This is a genomic window from Streptomyces sp. NPDC001380 (assembly GCF_042895785.1).
Classification (GTDB): domain Bacteria; phylum Actinomycetota; class Actinomycetes; order Streptomycetales; family Streptomycetaceae; genus Peterkaempfera.
This window is the reverse complement of the sequence record NZ_JBIAWP010000008.1, coordinates 271986-287044: the sequence shown is the minus strand read 5'-3', so window position 1 is coordinate 287044 and position 15059 is coordinate 271986. Positions and strand designations below refer to the sequence as shown.

General features: G+C 77.3%; 14 protein-coding genes and 1 pseudogene. 7 read left to right on the top strand and 8 right to left on the bottom strand.

Annotated features, from left to right (window positions below):
- Positions 1-297 precede the first annotated feature (297 nt).
- From ACFY07_RS13070 to ACFY07_RS13050, 5 genes are all read left to right on the top strand, one after another.
- A complete protein-coding gene (locus ACFY07_RS13070) occupies positions 298-708 on the top strand; it encodes a VOC family protein (protein ID WP_230653618.1) in 411 nt (136 codons plus the stop codon).
- A gap of 188 nt (positions 709-896) precedes the next feature.
- Positions 897-1376: a helix-turn-helix transcriptional regulator gene (locus ACFY07_RS13065; protein ID WP_390868718.1), complete on the top strand. Its 480-nt coding sequence runs from the start codon at positions 897-899 to the stop codon at positions 1374-1376.
- Positions 1377-1566: 190 nt separating this feature from the next.
- Positions 1567-2055, top strand: a complete 489-nt coding sequence (locus tag ACFY07_RS13060) for an iron chaperone (protein WP_390868717.1) — start codon at positions 1567-1569, stop codon at positions 2053-2055.
- Positions 2056-2409: 354 nt separating this feature from the next.
- Positions 2410-2655: a hypothetical protein gene (locus ACFY07_RS13055; RefSeq protein WP_390868716.1), complete on the top strand. Its 246-nt coding sequence runs from the start codon at positions 2410-2412 to the stop codon at positions 2653-2655.
- A 478-nt stretch (positions 2656-3133) separates the two neighbouring features.
- Entirely contained in the window at positions 3134-4750 is a 1617-nt protein-coding gene (locus tag ACFY07_RS13050; RefSeq protein WP_390868715.1) for a glutamate synthase subunit beta, read from the top strand.
- 121 nt (positions 4751-4871) lie between these two features.
- Here ACFY07_RS13050 and ACFY07_RS13045 read toward each other — a convergent pair whose 3' ends face one another.
- The 6 genes from ACFY07_RS13045 to ACFY07_RS13020 all read right to left on the bottom strand — a co-directional run bounded on the left by ACFY07_RS13045 (position 4872) and on the right by ACFY07_RS13020 (position 9104).
- Positions 4872-5453, bottom strand: a complete 582-nt coding sequence (locus ACFY07_RS13045; protein WP_390868714.1) for an FG-GAP repeat protein — start codon at positions 5451-5453, stop codon at positions 4872-4874.
- A 35-nt stretch (positions 5454-5488) separates the two neighbouring features.
- A complete protein-coding gene (locus ACFY07_RS13040; RefSeq protein ID WP_390868713.1) occupies positions 5489-5977 on the bottom strand; it encodes a glutathione peroxidase in 489 nt (162 codons plus the stop codon).
- 170 nt (positions 5978-6147) lie between these two features.
- Positions 6148-6891 carry an amino acid ABC transporter ATP-binding protein gene (locus ACFY07_RS13035; RefSeq protein ID WP_230653660.1) on the bottom strand — a complete coding sequence of 248 codons (744 nt, stop codon included), beginning with the start codon at positions 6889-6891 and terminating at the stop codon, positions 6148-6150.
- A complete protein-coding gene (locus ACFY07_RS13030) occupies positions 6888-7856 on the bottom strand; it encodes an amino acid ABC transporter permease (RefSeq protein WP_390868712.1) in 969 nt (322 codons plus the stop codon). Before ACFY07_RS13030 ends, ACFY07_RS13035 begins: the two co-directional genes overlap by 4 nt.
- Positions 7857-7866: 10 nt before the next feature.
- Positions 7867-8754: an ABC transporter substrate-binding protein gene (locus ACFY07_RS13025; RefSeq protein ID WP_390868711.1), complete on the bottom strand. Its 888-nt coding sequence runs from the start codon at positions 8752-8754 to the stop codon at positions 7867-7869.
- Between the two features lie 215 nt (positions 8755-8969).
- On the bottom strand, positions 8970-9104 hold the full coding sequence (locus ACFY07_RS13020) for an SAM hydroxide adenosyltransferase (RefSeq protein WP_390868710.1): 135 nt from the start codon (positions 9102-9104) through the stop codon (positions 8970-8972).
- Between the two features lie 1158 nt (positions 9105-10262).
- On the opposite strand from ACFY07_RS13020, the pseudogene ACFY07_RS13015 reads away from it, so the two are divergent.
- Both ACFY07_RS13015 and ACFY07_RS13010 read left to right on the top strand, forming a co-directional pair.
- Positions 10263-10679, top strand: a pseudogene (locus ACFY07_RS13015) (PPOX class F420-dependent oxidoreductase).
- A gap of 462 nt (positions 10680-11141) precedes the next feature.
- Positions 11142-11468, top strand: a complete 327-nt coding sequence (locus ACFY07_RS13010) for a hypothetical protein (protein WP_390868709.1) — start codon at positions 11142-11144, stop codon at positions 11466-11468.
- A gap of 157 nt (positions 11469-11625) precedes the next feature.
- On the opposite strand, the gene ACFY07_RS13005 is transcribed toward ACFY07_RS13010, so the two are convergent.
- Together ACFY07_RS13005 and ACFY07_RS13000 are read right to left on the bottom strand one after the other, a co-directional pair.
- Positions 11626-14334, bottom strand: coding sequence for a hypothetical protein (locus ACFY07_RS13005; protein ID WP_390868708.1), 2709 nt, complete (start codon positions 14332-14334; stop codon positions 11626-11628).
- On the bottom strand, positions 14331-15053 hold the full coding sequence (locus ACFY07_RS13000; protein WP_390868707.1) for an N-acetylmannosamine-6-phosphate 2-epimerase: 723 nt from the start codon (positions 15051-15053) through the stop codon (positions 14331-14333). The genes ACFY07_RS13005 and ACFY07_RS13000 overlap by 4 nt, the downstream gene beginning before the upstream one ends.
- Positions 15054-15059 lie beyond the last annotated feature (6 nt).

Genomic DNA, 15059 nt, shown 5'->3' with positions numbered 1-15059 from the left:
GCGCGGGGCGCCTCCCCCCGGGCGGGGGTGGCGGGGGGGGGCGGCCCCCCCCTCGGCCGCCGCCGCGGCCCGCTGGCGGTTGGCGCCCCCCCCCCCCCCGGGGCCCCCCGGCGGGCGCCCCCGCGGCCCGGGGCCCCGCCCCTTGCCCGCCGGGGTCCCGGGCGGGCAAGGGGCGGGGAGCCGGCCGGGGAGGGCGGGGAGCCGGCCGGGGAGGGCGGGGAGCCGGCCCGGGCGGCGGGCCGGACCGGTCAGGAACGGAGAAGCGCGGAACACCGTGCCGCGCCTACCGTGATGGCCATGGACATCACCATTCACACGAGCGTTCTCCCGCACGAGGACCCGGACGCGTCCCTGGCCTTCTACCGCGACACCCTCGGCTTCGAGGTCCGCAGCGACGTCGGGCAGGGCAGGATGCGCTGGATCACGGTCGGCCCCGCCGGCCAGCCCGACACCTCCATCCTGCTGGCCCCGCCGGCCGCAGACCCCGGGGTCACCGAGGACGAGCGCCGCACCATCCGCGAGATGATGGCCAAGGGCACCTACGGCTGGATCCTGCTGGCCACCCGGGACCTCGACGGCACCTTCGAGAAGCTGCAGGCCGGCGACGCCGAGGTCGTCCAGGAGCCGACCGAGCAGCCGTACGGCATCCGCGACTGCGCCTTCCGCGACCCGGCGGGCAACCTGGTCCGCCTCCAGGAGCTCCGCTGAGCCGTCCGGTGACCGGGCCGGGCCGGGCCTGCCGGTCACGCCGGTCGCGCCGGCGGCGGAAGCGCCCCCGGCGGCCCGCCCCGCCCCGCCCCCGCCGGCAGGCGTCCCATCCCCACCCGCGGGCACCCCGCCGCCCACCCCGCCGGGCGGCCCGGGGCCCGCGGACACCGACGCAAGGGAGTTCCCGCATGTGCCATCCCGCATGGGGGCGCGCACGCGCCGAGGCGATGCTCCTGGCAGACCTGGCACGGCTGCGCCGCGTCCGCGACCGGATCACCCGGGAGTACGCGCGGTCGCTGGACGTCGAAGCGCTCGCCCGCGACGCGGGCATGCCGCCCGGGCAGCTCGGCCGCCGGTTCCGGCTCGCCTACGGCGCGTCGCCGTACGCCTGGCTGACGGCGCGTCGCATCGAGCGTGCGGCGGCGCTGCTGCGCCGCGGCGACCTCGGCGTCGCCGAGGTCCGCTCGCTGGTCGGCTACCGGTCGCCGGGCGTCTTCGGCACCCGCTTCACCGAGCTGGTGGGCACGCCGCCCGGCGCGTACCGGCGCGGGGCGGCGGCCACGGCGGCCGCCGCCGCAGCGGCGGGTGTGCCGCCGCACGTGGCGGAACGGGCGACCGGACCGGCAGGATGCCGGGAGGCGTCGGCCGCCGAACCGCAGCCGGCGTGACCGCGGCCGGCCGGTGGGCAGGCGGCGGGTGTGCGCCGCCACCGCGCCCGCCCGGACGGCAGGCCGGTCACGGAGCGGCCCGCCGCCGGGACGGACCCCGGCAGGGGGCGGCCCCGGCCGGGCGCTCCGAGCACGTCGGGCACGTCGAGCACGTCAAGCACGTCGAGCACGTCACGAGAGGAGACCTGCGATGGGAAGCACGCGGACGTCCGCCGGTGGCACCGGCGCGGCCGGGAAGAAGGCCGACGGGACCTACGACGGGTTCACGGACGAGGAACGGGCCGCGATGAAGGAGCGCGCCGGCGAGCTGAAGGCGTCGGCGCGGCGCGGCGCGCGCGCGGCCAAGCCGGACGGGGAGAGCGAGGTGCGCGCGAAGATCGCCGAGATGCCGGAGGCGGACCGCGTGCTCGCCGAGCGCATCCACGCCGTCGTCAGGTCCAGCGCGCCCGACCTCACGCCGAGGCTCTGGTACGGCATGCCCGCGTACGCCAGGGACGGCAAGGTCGTCTGCTTCTTCCAGAGCGCGCAGAAGTTCAAGACGCGGTACGCCACGCTCGGCTTCAGCGACCAGGCGAAGCTCGACGACGGCACCATGTGGCCGGCCGCCTACGCCCTGGCCGGGCTGAGCGCCGACGACGAGGAGCGGATCGCCGCGCTGGTCAAGCGGGCGGTGGGCTGAGACCGGTGCGACGCGTGGGCGGCCGGACCCGGACGGGTCCGGCCGCCCGCGCGTCGGGCGGCGCCGGGCCCTCTCCCGAAGGTGCCGCGGCCCCGGCGTCCGCAGCGTCCGCCGAGGCCGGCGCCCGCCCTCTCCCCGCCCGCACGCGCACGCGCAGGACCCACCCCGTGCGGGACGCCGGGGCTCCCCGTCGCGGTGTCGCGGCGGCTCTCCCGCACCGGAGGCGGAAAGCGCGCCGGAATGTGCTTGCCCGGCGCCCCGCGAGCACATAACGTCCCATCTCGTCGGACGATTCGTCCAGGAAGACCGGACATCGGACGCCCTCCCCCCTTCCCCGCCCGCAAGGAGACGACCGTGACGGACACCGGCGAGCTCCCGGCGCGGACCGCCGGACCGCCGCCCCGCCGCGCGGCCCCGGACCGGTTCGGCGTCGGCCTCGGCCTGGATCTCGGCCTCGGTCTCGGGCTCCTGGAGCTCACCGCCGCCCCGCGGCACCCGGCCGGCATCGCCGCCGGCAGCACCTCCCCCGCTGCGGACGGCCTCCCCGGCGACGCCGCCGGCAGGGCCGGCCCCGGCCGGTGGACCGACCCCCTGCAGTGACCCCCGGACCGCCGGGTGCCCGCGTTCCCCCCCGACCGCGGGTGCCCGGTGCAACGCCTCCCGGATCCCTCCGCCCGGCCCGGATCTCTCGGGGTCCACCGCCCCGCCGCGGGCGGCGGACACACCCGGCCCGCTCGGCAGCGGATCCGGGAGGCCCGCCCCCACAGGGCCTCCCCCTCCCCCCGCCCCCTCCCGCCCCAGCGCCGGGCGGCGCGTCCGGGCGGGGAGGCGCCGGCCCGCCCGCCGGCGCCCGATCCGTTCCGCGCGGGGGCGCGCGCCCTCCTCCGGGCACCCCGCCGTCGCACACCCGCGCCACCGCACCGCCCCGGGGCAGGGGCGTCCGGGCAGGGGCGCCGAAGCCGTCGAATTTCCGGCATGACGGGCGTATCGTGACGGAACGACGTGGTGTGCCCCGCTCGCGGGCCCGGTCCGGCAGCGGCCGGACTCCCCCACTCCGCCCGCTCCCCCGGAGGCCGCCGTGGCCGACCCCAAGGGCTTTCTCACCATCCCGCGCCGCCCGCTGCCGCGCCGCCCGGTCCGGGAACGGGTCGCCGACTGGAACGAGGTCCACACCGGCCAGGAGCTGCTGCCGGTGGTGGCGGCGCAGGCCGACCGCTGCATGGACTGCGGCATCCCCTTCTGCCACAGCGGCTGTCCGCTGGGGAACCTGATCCCGGAGTGGAACGAGCTGGCCGCCCGGGGCGACTGGCGGGCCGCGGGCGAGCGGCTGCACGCGACCGACAACTTCCCGGAGTTCACCGGCCGGCTCTGCCCCGCGCCGTGCGAGTCCGCCTGCGTGCTGGGGATCAACGCCGACCCGGTGACGATCAGGGACGTGGAGGTGGCCGTCGCCGACCACGCCTGGGCGGGCGGGGCACTCCCCGCCCGCCCGCCGGAGCGGCTCTCGGGCCGGACCGTCGCGGTGGTCGGCTCCGGCCCGGCGGGCCTGGCCGCGGCCCAGCAGCTGACCCGCGCGGGGCACACCGTCACCGTCTACGAGCGGGCCGACCGCGTCGGCGGGCTGCTGCGGTACGGCATCCCCGAGTTCAAGATGGAGAAGCGCCACCTGGACCGGCGGATCCGGCAGATGCGGGAGGAGGGCACCCGCTTCCGGACCGGGGTGCGGGTGGGGGCCGACCTGGACGCCGCCGAGCTGCTGCGGCGCAGCGACGCGGTGGTGGTCGCCGTCGGCGCCACCGACCCCCGCGAGCTCCCGGTGCCCGGCCGGGGGCTGGCCGGGGTGCACCAGGCGATGGAGTACCTGCCGCTGGCCAACCGGGTGTGCGAGGGCGACTTCGCGGTGCCGCCGGTCACCGCCGAGGGCAGGGACGTGGTGATCGTCGGCGGGGGCGACACCGGCGCGGACTGCCTGGGGACGGTCCTGCGGCAGCGCGCGGCCTCCGTGGTGCAGCTGGACATCAACCCGCGGCCGGGCGGGGACCGGGCGGAGGACGAGCCGTGGCCGGTGTACCCGCGGGTGTACCGGGTCTCCCCCGCGCACGAGGAGGCGCGGGCGCTGGCCCTGCCGCACGGCACCGGCCCGCGGCGCCCCGGGCCGGGCGGTCCGGACCCCTGCGGCGGGGCGGACCCGGGCGGTCCCGGGCATCACGGCGGGGCGGCCTCCGGCGGGGAGCCGTCGGGCGCGGACCTGCCGCCGCCCGGGGCGGTGGGCGACGTGCGCGTCTTCTCCGCGTCGACCCTGCGGTTCGAGGGGGACGCCGCCGGCCGGGTCCGGGCGCTCCACCTGGCCGAGGCGGAGCCCGGCAGCAGGCGCCCGCGGCCCGGCACGGAGCGGGCGGTCCCGGTGCAGCTGGTCCTGCTGGCGCTCGGCTTCCGCGGGCCGGAGCGGGACGGGGGCCTGGTGGAGCAGCTGGGCCTGCGGTTCGACGCACGCGGCACCCTGGCGCGGGACGCCGGCTTCGGCGCGGGCACCGAGGGGGTATTCGTGGCGGGCGATGCGGGCCGGGGGCAGTCCCTGGTGGTCTGGGCGATCGCGGAGGGCCGGTCGGCGGCGGCGGCCGTGGACCGCTACCTGACGGGCGGCACCGACCTGCCGGCCCCGGTCCGTCCCGCCGACCGGCCGCTGGCGGTGTGACCGGCTCCTGCGCCGGGCCGCCCGATCGGCGGGCGGACCCCGCCGCCTCGCGCGCCCGTCGCACGGGCACGGCCGGCATCCGGTGCGTCCCGGCCGCCCGGGAGCGGCGGGACCGCGCCCCTCAGCGGTGGAGGAGCGGTCGGCCCCCGCCGCGGGCATCGGGGCGCTGCCGCCGGACGGTGCTCCGGCGCGGCGGCGCGGCCGCCGCCCCGGACACGGTCACATCTGGAGGTCGGCGCCCAGCATGTCCACGACCGCGGACGGTCCGCCGACCGCGGACGCGCCGAGCATGACGGCGGACCCGTAGGCGGGCTGGGACGTGCCGCCCGGAAGGGCCCACGCGGCTCCCCGGGCGCCGTCCTCGCCGGAACGCGCCGACCACGACGTCGGGGCGCCCGTCGCGGTCCGCGTCCCCGGCCGTCACGGTCGAGCCGAACGCGTCGCCCGGCTCCGAACCGCCCGGAACCCCTGCCGTGCTCTGCGAGAAGCTGGAGGAGCCCGCACCGAGCTGACCGGTACGCCGCCCCGGGACGACCACCACGTCCCCCGCGCCGGCCGCCGCGCCGAGCCCCTCACCCGGGACACCGACGACGATGTCGCCCACGCCGTCCCGGTTCAGGTCGGCCACGGCGACCGAGGCGCCGGAGGAGTCGCCGTGCTCGCCCGCCCCGGGGACACCCGCGGTGTCCTGGTGGATGCCCATCGGCCGCGCCGGGCGGGAGCGACTCTGACCAAGCGTCAGGCCGGGAGGTGGGACTCGACCGCCTTGACGACCTCCTCCGCCTCCGGCTCGGTGCGCGGCCGGATGCGGGCGACGGGCTCGCCCTCCGGCGAGAGGACCCACTTCTCGAAGTTCCACTGGACGTCGCCGGCCTCGCCGTCGGCGTCGGGGACCTGCGTGAGGGCGGCGAAGAGCGGGTGGCGGCCCTCGCCGTTGACCTCGACCTTCTCCATCAGCGGGAAGGACACCCCGTAGGTGGTCGAGCAGAAGGTGCTGATCTCCTCGGCGGTGCCCGGCTCCTGCCCGGCGAACTGGTTGCAGGGGAAGCCCAGCACGGTGAAGCCCCGGTCGGCGTAGCGCTGCTGGAGGCGCTCCAGGCCCTCGTACTGCGGGGTCAGGCCGCACTTGGAGGCGACGTTCACCAGCAGCAGCACCTTGCCGCGGTGGTCGGCGAGCGAGGTCGGCGCACCGTCCAGGGTGCGCAGGGGGATGTCGTACAGGTCCATGGGGTCTCCCTCGGGATGCGGGGGCGCGCGGCGCGCCCCACCGCACAACCTACGCCCGGGCAGGGGGGCCTCCTCCCCCGCGGGGGCTCCCCGCGGGCGCGGCCCGGGGCGGGCCGGGGGGGGGCCGGCGGCGGTACCCGGGCCGGGGCCCGCCGCCGGCCCGGTCCGGTTCAGCGCCGGTCGAGCACCCGGGAGAGGAAGCGCCGGGTCGACGGGTGCCGCGGATCGGTCAGCACCTGCTCCGCGGTGCCCTCCTCCCGGATCACACCGTCCTCCAGGAAGCAGACCCGGTCGGCGACCTGCCGGGCGAAGCCCATCTCGTGCGTGGCCATCAGGATGGTCATCCCCCGCTGCTTGAGGTCCGCGACCACGTCGAGGACCTCCCCCACCAGCTCCGGGTCGAGCGCCGAGGTGATCTCGTCGAGGAGAAGCAGCTCCGGCTCCGTCGCCAGGGCGCGGGCGATGGCGGCGCGCTGCTGCTGCCCGCCGGAGAGCCGGTCGGGGTGGTCCCGCTCCTTGTCCGCGAGCCCGAGCCTGGCCAGCAGTCCGCGGGCCGTCTCCTCGGCCTGCCGGCGCGGCACGCCGTGGACGATCCGGGGCGCGAGCGTGATGTTGTCGAGCACGCTCAGGTGCGGGAAGAGGTTGTACGCCTGGAAGACGACGCCGATCCGCCGGCGGGCGACGTCGGCGTCCAGCCGGGGGTCGGTCAGCTCGGTGCCGCCCAGGTGGACGGTGCCGTCGTCGACGACGTCCAGCAGGTCCACGCAGCGCAGCAGGGTCGACTTGCCCGAGCCCGAGCCGCCGATGAGGCAGACGACCTCGTGCTCGGCGACGTCCAGGTCGACCGAGCGCAGGACCGTGCGGGAGCCGTACCGCTTGTGCAGGCCGCGGATCCTCAGCAGGGGCTCGTTCACCGGGCCGCCTCCGCCCGGGTGCGCTGCGCCGCCCGCCGCTGCAGGCGGTCGGCGACGCGGGTCAGCGGGACGGTCACGGCGATGAAGAGCAGCGCCGCCCCGAGGTAGGGGGTGTAGTTGAAGTCGTAGTCCGCCTTGATCTGGGCGACCCGCAGGGCTTCGAGGGGACCGAGGACGGCGACCAGGGCGGTGTCCTTCTGGAGGGCGATGAAGTCGTTGAGGAGAGGCGGGAGCACGTTCCGCACCGCCTGCGGCAGGACCACGTGCCGCAGGGTCTGCGAACCGCTCAGCCCCAGCGCCCGGGCGGCGTGGCGCTGGGCGGGGTGGACCGACTCCAGTCCGGCGCGCAGGACCTCGGCGACGTAGGCGGTGTAGGAGAGGACGAGGGCGATCACGCCGAGCACCCACGGCTGCGACGGGGTGCCCTGCAGCCGAAGGGCCGGCAGGCCGAAGCCGACCAGGAAGACCAGCAGCAGGGTCGGCACCCCGCGGAAGACGTCCACGTACACGGTCGCGGCCAGCCGCAGCGGCTGGAGGCCGGGTGCCCGGGTCACCCGCACCAGGGCGACGGCGAGCCCGAGGAGCAGGATCAGCGCCTCGGCGACGAGGAACATCCTGACGTTGAGCCAGAAGCCCTGCAGGATCTCGGGGAGGGCCGCCCGGAACTCCCCGGCGTCCAGGAAGAGGCCGTGGACCCGGTCCCAGCCCGGGGAGGCGACGGCGGCCGCCGCCAGCAGCCCCAGGAAGGCCAGGGTGGACAGGGCGGCGATCCAGGTGTCGCGCCGCCGGCGGGAGCGCCGGAACCGCTCCCGCTCCTGCTCACGGGGGCTCGGCCGGTGCTCCTCGTCCGCAGCCCCGGTGGCCGGTGTCACGGGGGCGGGTGTGCCGGGGGCCGGTGCGGGCCGGTCCGGTACGGCTTCGCTCTCGGGCCCGGCGGTGCCGGGTTCGGTGGTGCCGTGTTCCATGGCGGGTCCGTTACTGCTTCAGCTCGGGGACGTCGGCCGAGGCGGACAGCCACTGGTCGGTGATCCTCTTCAGCGTGCCGTCGGCCTTCAGGTCGGCGAGGGCGCGGTTCACGCAGGCGGTCAGTCCGCTGCCCTTCTTCAGCAGCAGGCCGAACTCCTCGGGCGTGCCGCCGCTGTAGCCGAACTGGCCGAGGATCCTGCCGTGCTCCAGCTCGGCGCCGGCCAGGTAGAACACGGTGGGCATGTCGGTGACGATCGCGTCGATCTGGCCGTTCTGCAGGGCGCGGATCTCGTCGTTGGTGGTGTTGAAGACGCTGGGCCGGTGCGAGGGCCGGATCCGGTCGAGCACGGCCTGGTAGCTGGTGGTGGCGACCTGCACGCCGATCCTGGCGCCCTTGAGCCCGGCCAGCGACGCGGTCTTCGCGTACGGCGACCCGTCCAGCACGAGGACGCCCTGGCTGGCCGTGTAGTAGCTGGTGGAGAAGTCCACCGCCTTGGCGCGCTGGGGGGTGACGGAGATCTGGTTGATGTCGAAGTCGAAGTTCTTGGCGCCCGGGGCGTAGGAGTTGTCGAAGGGTTCGACGACCCACGTCACCCGGCTGCGGTCGAAGCCGAGCTTCCCGGCCACCGCGTAGGCGACCGCACTCTCGAAGCCCTTGCCGTTGGCGGGCTTGTTGTCCTGGAACCAGGGCGCGTAGGCCGGGGAGTCCGTCGCGACGGTCAGCCGGCCCCTGCGGTACAGGTGCGGGCTGTCCGGCGTGCAGGCGGAGGCGGCCTTGCCGGAGGGTGCGGCCGCGGCCGACGCGGGCTTCGCCTCGGGCTGGGGGGCGCACGCGGAGGCCGCCAGGGCGAGGGCGGCGCCCGCGCATGCGGAGACGAGGGTACGGAGACGGAGCACGGGGGTTTCCTTCACAGGGGAGTCCGGAGAGGGACGGTACGGGGGGAGGGGCCCGGGTCGCGCGCTCAGCGGCACAGGTCGGCAGCACAGCGCACGTGGGCCACGTGGCGGCGGCGTACCAGCGGGAAGGGTCCGGACATGCGTTTCAGCATTCCGGGCGGCCGAGCACGGTGTCAATTGCGGCGATCACCTTCCGATAACACCGCGACAACATGTCAGCTGGTGAGACGGAAGACCGGGTCGCCCTCACGCAGACCGAACCGTTCGGACGCGGAGCCGCCGCGCACCACGAGTTCGGCGAAGCCGATTCCCGAACTCCCGACGGTGATCCCGGGCTCGCCGTACGGCACGTCGGGCAGCCGGTCGTAGCGGCGCACCAGGACGCTCCGGCCGTCGCGCCGGCTGCGGACGGGCAGGGCGTCCGCGCCGCCCGGTCCGTCGGCGCCGTCCGCGCCGGGGGGCCGCGGCGGGCCGGTCCAGCTTGCAGTTGCCGAAGTTGTCCACGACGGCGACCCGCACCTCCGCGGGCTCCGGGGCCCGGACGGTGTGCGGCTGCGCGGGGACCGGGCGGCCGTCGACCAGCCAGCGGGCCAGCAGCGGCGCGTACCAGAGGCTGCGGAACTGGGTCCGGGCGATCTCCTCCACCTCGGCCGCACCGAGCCGCGCCCACTGCGCCGCGGCGGCCTCCAGGACCTCGCGCACGTCGGTGACCTGCACCTCCTCCAGGCCCAGGTAGGCCGAGAGCGGGGCGAGGACCCGGGGGTTCAGCGTGCTGACGACCAGGTGCTCCCCGTGGCGGAACCAGCAGAACGGCGCGCCGTTGGGCCAGTGCCCGTCCCGGGGGGCGATGTTGACGAGCACCACGGTGGGGTGGGTCGGTCCGCCGGTCAGGCCGGTGGAGCGCAGCAGGTCGAGCAGGGTGGGGGCGGCGGCGCCCTCCGGGTCCGGGCCGACCAGCGGGAGGAGGATCGGCGTGGCGCCGAAGAGCGCGGCGATCCTGGCGGACTGCCGGGCCACCGCGTTGGGGTCGGCGCAGTCGGTGAGGGAGATGACGGGGGGACAGGACATGGCGGGCCCTTCGGATTCCACACGGGGACAACAAAAAGGACCCTCCGTTTCCGGAGGGTCCGTCGCGTCGTGCGCGCACACGGCTTCGCTAGCGAAGCGCCTCCGGTGTCGGGGGCATCATTCGCATCATGGCGGACGCGGCGGTGTGCGGCATGCGGCGGAATACAGCACCGCCGGATATCGCGCGTTCACCGCTTCCGGTCCGTGGACACGCGGCACGGCACGGCGGAGCGGGGCGGGGGGTGGCACGGAGGAGGTGGCCTGGAGGAGGTGGCACGGAGGGGGGTGCGCGGCCCCGGGGCGGCGGGGCTGACCCGCGGGGAGCGGATGCGGGGTGCGGCGGCCCGGGTGTGGCACTGTGGGCACGGACGCCGCGGGGCGCACCCGCACCGCCGGCGCCGGGGGGTGTGGACACCGGTACGACAGCAGGAGGAGAGCCCATGTCGAACCCGCCGCTCCCGGAGGCCGCGGTCGCCATGCTGAGGAAGCCGAACCCGGCGGTCATCACCACGCTCCGGTCCGACGGCCAGCCGGTGTCGACGGCCACCTGGTACCTCTGGGACGACGGCCGGGTCCTGGTCAACATGGACGAGGGCCGCAAGCGGCTGGAGCACCTGCGCAACGACCCCCGGGTCACGCTCACCGTGCTGGACGGGGGCGACTGGTACACCCACGTGAGCATCATCGGACGGGCCGTCGGGATCCGCGACGACGAGGGCCTCGCCGACATCGACCGGCTGTCCCGGCAGTACACGGGCAAGGACTAACCGCGACGGGACCGCGCGCGGGTCAGCGCCTGGATCGAGGTCGACCGGTGGCACGGCTGGGGCTCGCTCAAGGACAGCAGCCAGGCCTGACACCCCAGCCCCGCGCCCCCCCCCCCCCCGGGCGGGGGCGCGGCCGTTTCCCGGTACCGGCACGGCCCCGGCCGGGACGGCCGGCCCGAGGCGGCCGGTGCGCGGCGGCCGGTGCGAGACAGCCGGGATTCCTCCGGACCGCGTTTTCCGCGGTGCTCGTTTTCCGCGTTCCGCCGACGGGGCGGTGGTCCGCACCCTCGACGGCGACGGTTTTCCGGACCGCGCGCCGCCCCTCCCCCGCCGGGTGCTCCCGATGACCGCCCGGCGGCCGCCCGACAGCTTCCGGGAACGCCATGAGCAGCGGTTTTGCTGCCCGCTAGCAAGGCGGACATAAAGGCGGCGTAAGATTTTTCCGACGGTTGGAGAATTGCCGCCGAAAGGATGAAACGAGGATTTCCCGCCCGGTTTCCGGTGGTAGGCATGGAGCGTTCCGCACGCTCTCCGGAAAGGGAGAAACCCATTATGGGAAACCGGTTCGTCCGCACCCTCGCCCTCGGCGTGGCCGCCACCGCACTCGTCGGCGGCGCCACGCTCACCTCGGCATCGGCCGCCTCGGCCGCCCCCGCCCGCACGGCGGCCCCGGCCGCCGCGTCCTGCGACCACGGCCACGACGGCGACCGCGACCGCGGCCGGGACCACGCCCGCGGCCACGGCCGGGAGAGGTGCGCCTGGCACGCGGGCTACTGGACCCGGACCTGGCACAGGGGCCACCGCGACCGCCACCACCGCTGGCACGCGGGCTACTGGACCCGGGTCTGGCACCAGGGCTACCAGCACTGCCACCGGTGAGCGTCGGCTAGGTCCGGCAGCGGCGGGAGGGCCCCGGTCCCCGGGGCCCTCCCTCCTCCCTGCCGTGCGGACCCCGCCGTCGGGGCCGGCGGGGTTCCGGGACCGCCCGGCGGACCCGGGGCGGGACCGGGAGAGCGGCACCGCCCCGGGCACCGCCCTACCGCGCGGGCGGGGCGGTGAGCCGCAGGGTCAGCAGGCCGCAGGGGCCCAGCGGGAGTTCCACCGGACCGCCCGGCACGGCGGGGGGCGCGAGGGCGGGGCCGTCCGCCGGCGACTCGTCGAGCCGGGCCGGCACGGCGCGCACCCCGGCCGGCAGGCGGAGGCGGGCGGTGAGGGCCGACCGGGTGGGGTTCGAGATCCGCAGGACCAGGCCGTCACCGTCCTCGGCGGTCTTCAGCGCCGTCAGCAGCGCCCCCTCGACCCGCAGTCCGGGGTCGAGGACGGGCTGCGGGGCGGTCCCCGGCCGCACCTGGAGGGCGTACAGCGGCGCGCGGGCGGCGGCGCCGAGCCGGGCGAGGCCGGGCTCCCCGGCGGTGTCCCCGTCCTCGCCGACGAGCACGTCGAGGTCGAAGCGCTGCGGGCCGCGGCACTGGGCCTCGGGGGTCGCGAGCATGGGACCGGCGCCGGTGGTGCGGGAGGCCAGGTCGAAGCGGGAGAGCCAGCCGACGGACCGCAGCAGGGTCACGGCGAGCTCCTCGGCGCCCGAGGGGCTGTGCTCGGGCGCGATGCCGGTGCGCTCGGGCAGGCCGGGGGCCGCGACGGCGACGCGCAGCGCGCCGGAGCCGACGGCGGAGACGCTCTGCACGGGGACGGCGCCGCACTCGGCCTCGTGGGCGCGCTCCTGCGGGAGCGGGCCGAGGTCGGGGCCGGTGGGGTGGTCGAGGAGACTGTAGTGGGCGTCGGCGGTCCAGCGGCCGCGGGCCCCGGGGGTGGGGAAGTGCAGGCGCAGCCGGTGGTCGTCGGCGGTGTTGTCGAACCGGACGGTCCAGCGCAGCGGCGCGTGCCCGTGCCAGCTCTCCACGGCGATGCGGACCGGCAGCGCGGTCGTCCCGAGGAGGCGGGCGGCGCGGTCGGGGGTGAGGCCGGCGGGCAGGTCGAGGACGGCGTCGAGCTCCAGCACGGTGCGGACGGCGGAGGTGCGGCGGCGCGCGGCGGTGAGCCGGGGGGCGGCGGGGCGGTCGCCGGGGACGGGGTCGAAGGTGTAGGTGTCGCCGCGGTCGCCCTCGTCGAGCAGCCTTCCCAGGCCGGGGAGGACGGTGCCGTCGGCGAGGCGGAGGGTGAGCGAGGCGTCGTCGGCGGCCTCGGCGCGGGCGCCGCCGGGGAGCGGCAGGGTGCGGGTGTCCGCCTCCGTCCGGACGCCGGCGGCGGGGGCGGGCGCGTCGCCGAGGCGGACGGTGTGCACGGCGCGGCCGAGCGGCGGGACGTCGCGGGCGAGCAGCGCCAGGCGGTGGCGCACGGCGGGCCGGGAGTCGGGCAGCAGGTCCAGGTCGGCCTCGAAGGCGGTCTCCTCGCCGAGCGTCTCGCACGCGAAGGGGACGTCGGTGCCGTCGGGGGCGGTGACGGCCTGCGGGTGGCGGCCGGGGGCGGTGAGGATCTCGACGAGGACCGGGCCGCTCGCGGTGTCGGCGTGCGGGTTGAGGACGGCGAAGGCGGCGGTGTCCGCGGCCGGATCCCCGTACAGGCGGGTGTCGAGGCCGGAGGCGGCGAGGGCGCGGCGGACGACGTGGTCGCCGGCCTGGCGGACGCGGTCGAAGCGGACCTCGTTCTCGCGGTGGACCTCGTCGACGCTGCAGCCGCACAGGGAGTCGTGGGGGGCGTTGCGCAGCAGCAGCTCCCAGGCGTGGCGCAGCTCCGCGTGCAGGGCGGCGTCGTGCGGGGCGTGGAGGGCGGTGAGGGGTTCGGCCCAGCGCTCCAGCAGGGTCTGGGCGGCGGCGTTGGCCTGCTTGAGGCGGATGCGGGCGGAGAGGGTGCCGGGGAGGAGGAAGGTGAGCCGGCCGGGCCGGTGCCGCAGCGGCCCCTCGACGACGGGCAGGTCCCCGTCGGCGGCGGCGCTGCGGGCGGCGGCGAAGAACTCCTCCAGGGTGCTCTCGCGCAGGGCGGTGCCCTGCTCCTCCGCCGCGGCGGCCACGGCGCGCAGCGCGGCGGCGGGGTCGGTGGGCGCGAGGTGGTCGCCGCCGTTCATCAGCAGCCAGGGGCCCTCGGGGAGGCGGGCGCGCTCGGCGGCGGCGAACTCCTTCAGGCGCGCCGCCCGCCCGTCGTCGCCGTCCGGCTCCGGCCAGAGGACCTCGGCGGCGTGGTAGCCCTGGGAGGCCGCCAGCACCTCGGAGCCGTCCGGGGAGCGCCAGCGGAAGCGGGCGACCCCGTCGGGGGCGCCGCGCCACACGAGGGCGGTGTCCATGCCGAAGCCGCGCAGGATGCGGGGCAGGTCGGCGGGGTGGCCGAAGGCGTCGGGGCAGTAGCCGACGCCCGCGAGGGCGCCGGCCTCGGCGCCGTGGCGGCGGGCGGTGAGCAGGTTGCGGACCAGGTTCTCGCCGGAGACGAGCTGGTTGTCGGCGAGGACGTGCCAGGGGCCGACGGTGAGGCGGCCGGCGGCGGCGTGGGCGCGCAGCCGGTCGGCGAGGTCGGGGCGGAGGGCGGCGACGTCGGCGAGGACGATGGTCTGGCCGTCGAGGTGGAAGGTGCGCATGCGGCCGTCGTCGAGTTCGGCGCAGACCCGCTCGGCGAGTTCGACGAGGCGGGCGCGGAACGCCTCGAAGGGCCGGTACCACTCCCGGTCCCAGTGCACGTGGGTGACGACGTGGCAGTCGACGGGGCCGGTGCGGGGCGCGGGGGCGGCGGGGGAAGGGGCGGGGCCGGGGGGCGTCACGACGGGGTCTCCTCGGTGCGGAGGGCGGCGGCGAAGCGGGCCGTCAGGGCGGCGGGGCGGGTGATGGCGCCGCCGACGACGACGGTGGCGGCGCCGGCGGCCAGGGCCGCCGCGGCCTGCTCGGGGGTGGCGATGCGGCCCTCGGCGACCACGGGCACGGCGAGGCGGGCGGCGAGGGCCGCGACCAGCTCCAGGTCCGGCCCGCTGCGGGCGGGACTGGCGGGGGTGTAGCCCGAGAGGGTGGTGGCCACCAGGTCGGCGCCGGCCGCCGCGGCGGCGAGGCCCTCGTCGAGGGTGGAGACGTCGGCCATCACGAGGGTGCCGCGCGCGTGGAGGGCGGCGGCGGTGGCGGCGAGGTCCAGTCCGTCGCCGCGGGGGCGGCCGGTGGCGTCGAGGGCGACGATGTCGGCGCCCGCCTCGGCGACGGCGAGGGCGTGGCGGAGCGTGGGCGTGATGTAGACGCCCTCGTCGCCGTCCTTCCACAGGCCGATCACCGGGAGGCTGCTGGCGGCGCGGACGGCGGCGACGTCGGCGGGGCCGTTGATCCGCAGGCCCACGGCGCCGCCGAGCTCGGCCGCTCTGGCCATCTCGGCCATGAAGTGCGGTCCGTGCAGGGGCTCGCCGGGCAGCGCCTGGCAGGAGACCACCAGGCCGCCGGCGAGCGCCTGCGGGAGGGGCCGCTGCGGTGTGCGGCGGGGCGATGTGTCGTGGGGGTACACCGGTTG

Excerpts from the sequence above, each read along its gene's own strand:
- ACFY07_RS13040 (WP_390868713.1), bottom strand. The coding sequence starts at position 5,977 with ATGGACCTGTACGACATCCCCCTGCGCACCCTGGACGGTGCGCCGACC.
- ACFY07_RS13065 (WP_390868718.1), top strand. The coding sequence starts at position 897 with ATGTGCCATCCCGCATGGGGGCGCGCACGCGCCGAGGCGATGCTCCTG.
- ACFY07_RS13010 (WP_390868709.1), top strand. The coding sequence starts at position 11,142 with ATGGGAAACCGGTTCGTCCGCACCCTCGCCCTCGGCGTGGCCGCCACC.
- ACFY07_RS13030 (WP_390868712.1), bottom strand. The coding sequence starts at position 7,856 with ATGGAACACGGCACCACCGAACCCGGCACCGCCGGGCCCGAGAGCGAA.
- ACFY07_RS13060 (WP_390868717.1), top strand. The coding sequence starts at position 1,567 with ATGGGAAGCACGCGGACGTCCGCCGGTGGCACCGGCGCGGCCGGGAAG.
- ACFY07_RS13070 (WP_230653618.1), top strand. The coding sequence starts at position 298 with ATGGACATCACCATTCACACGAGCGTTCTCCCGCACGAGGACCCGGAC.
- ACFY07_RS13045 (WP_390868714.1), bottom strand. The coding sequence starts at position 5,453 with ATGGGCATCCACCAGGACACCGCGGGTGTCCCCGGGGCGGGCGAGCAC.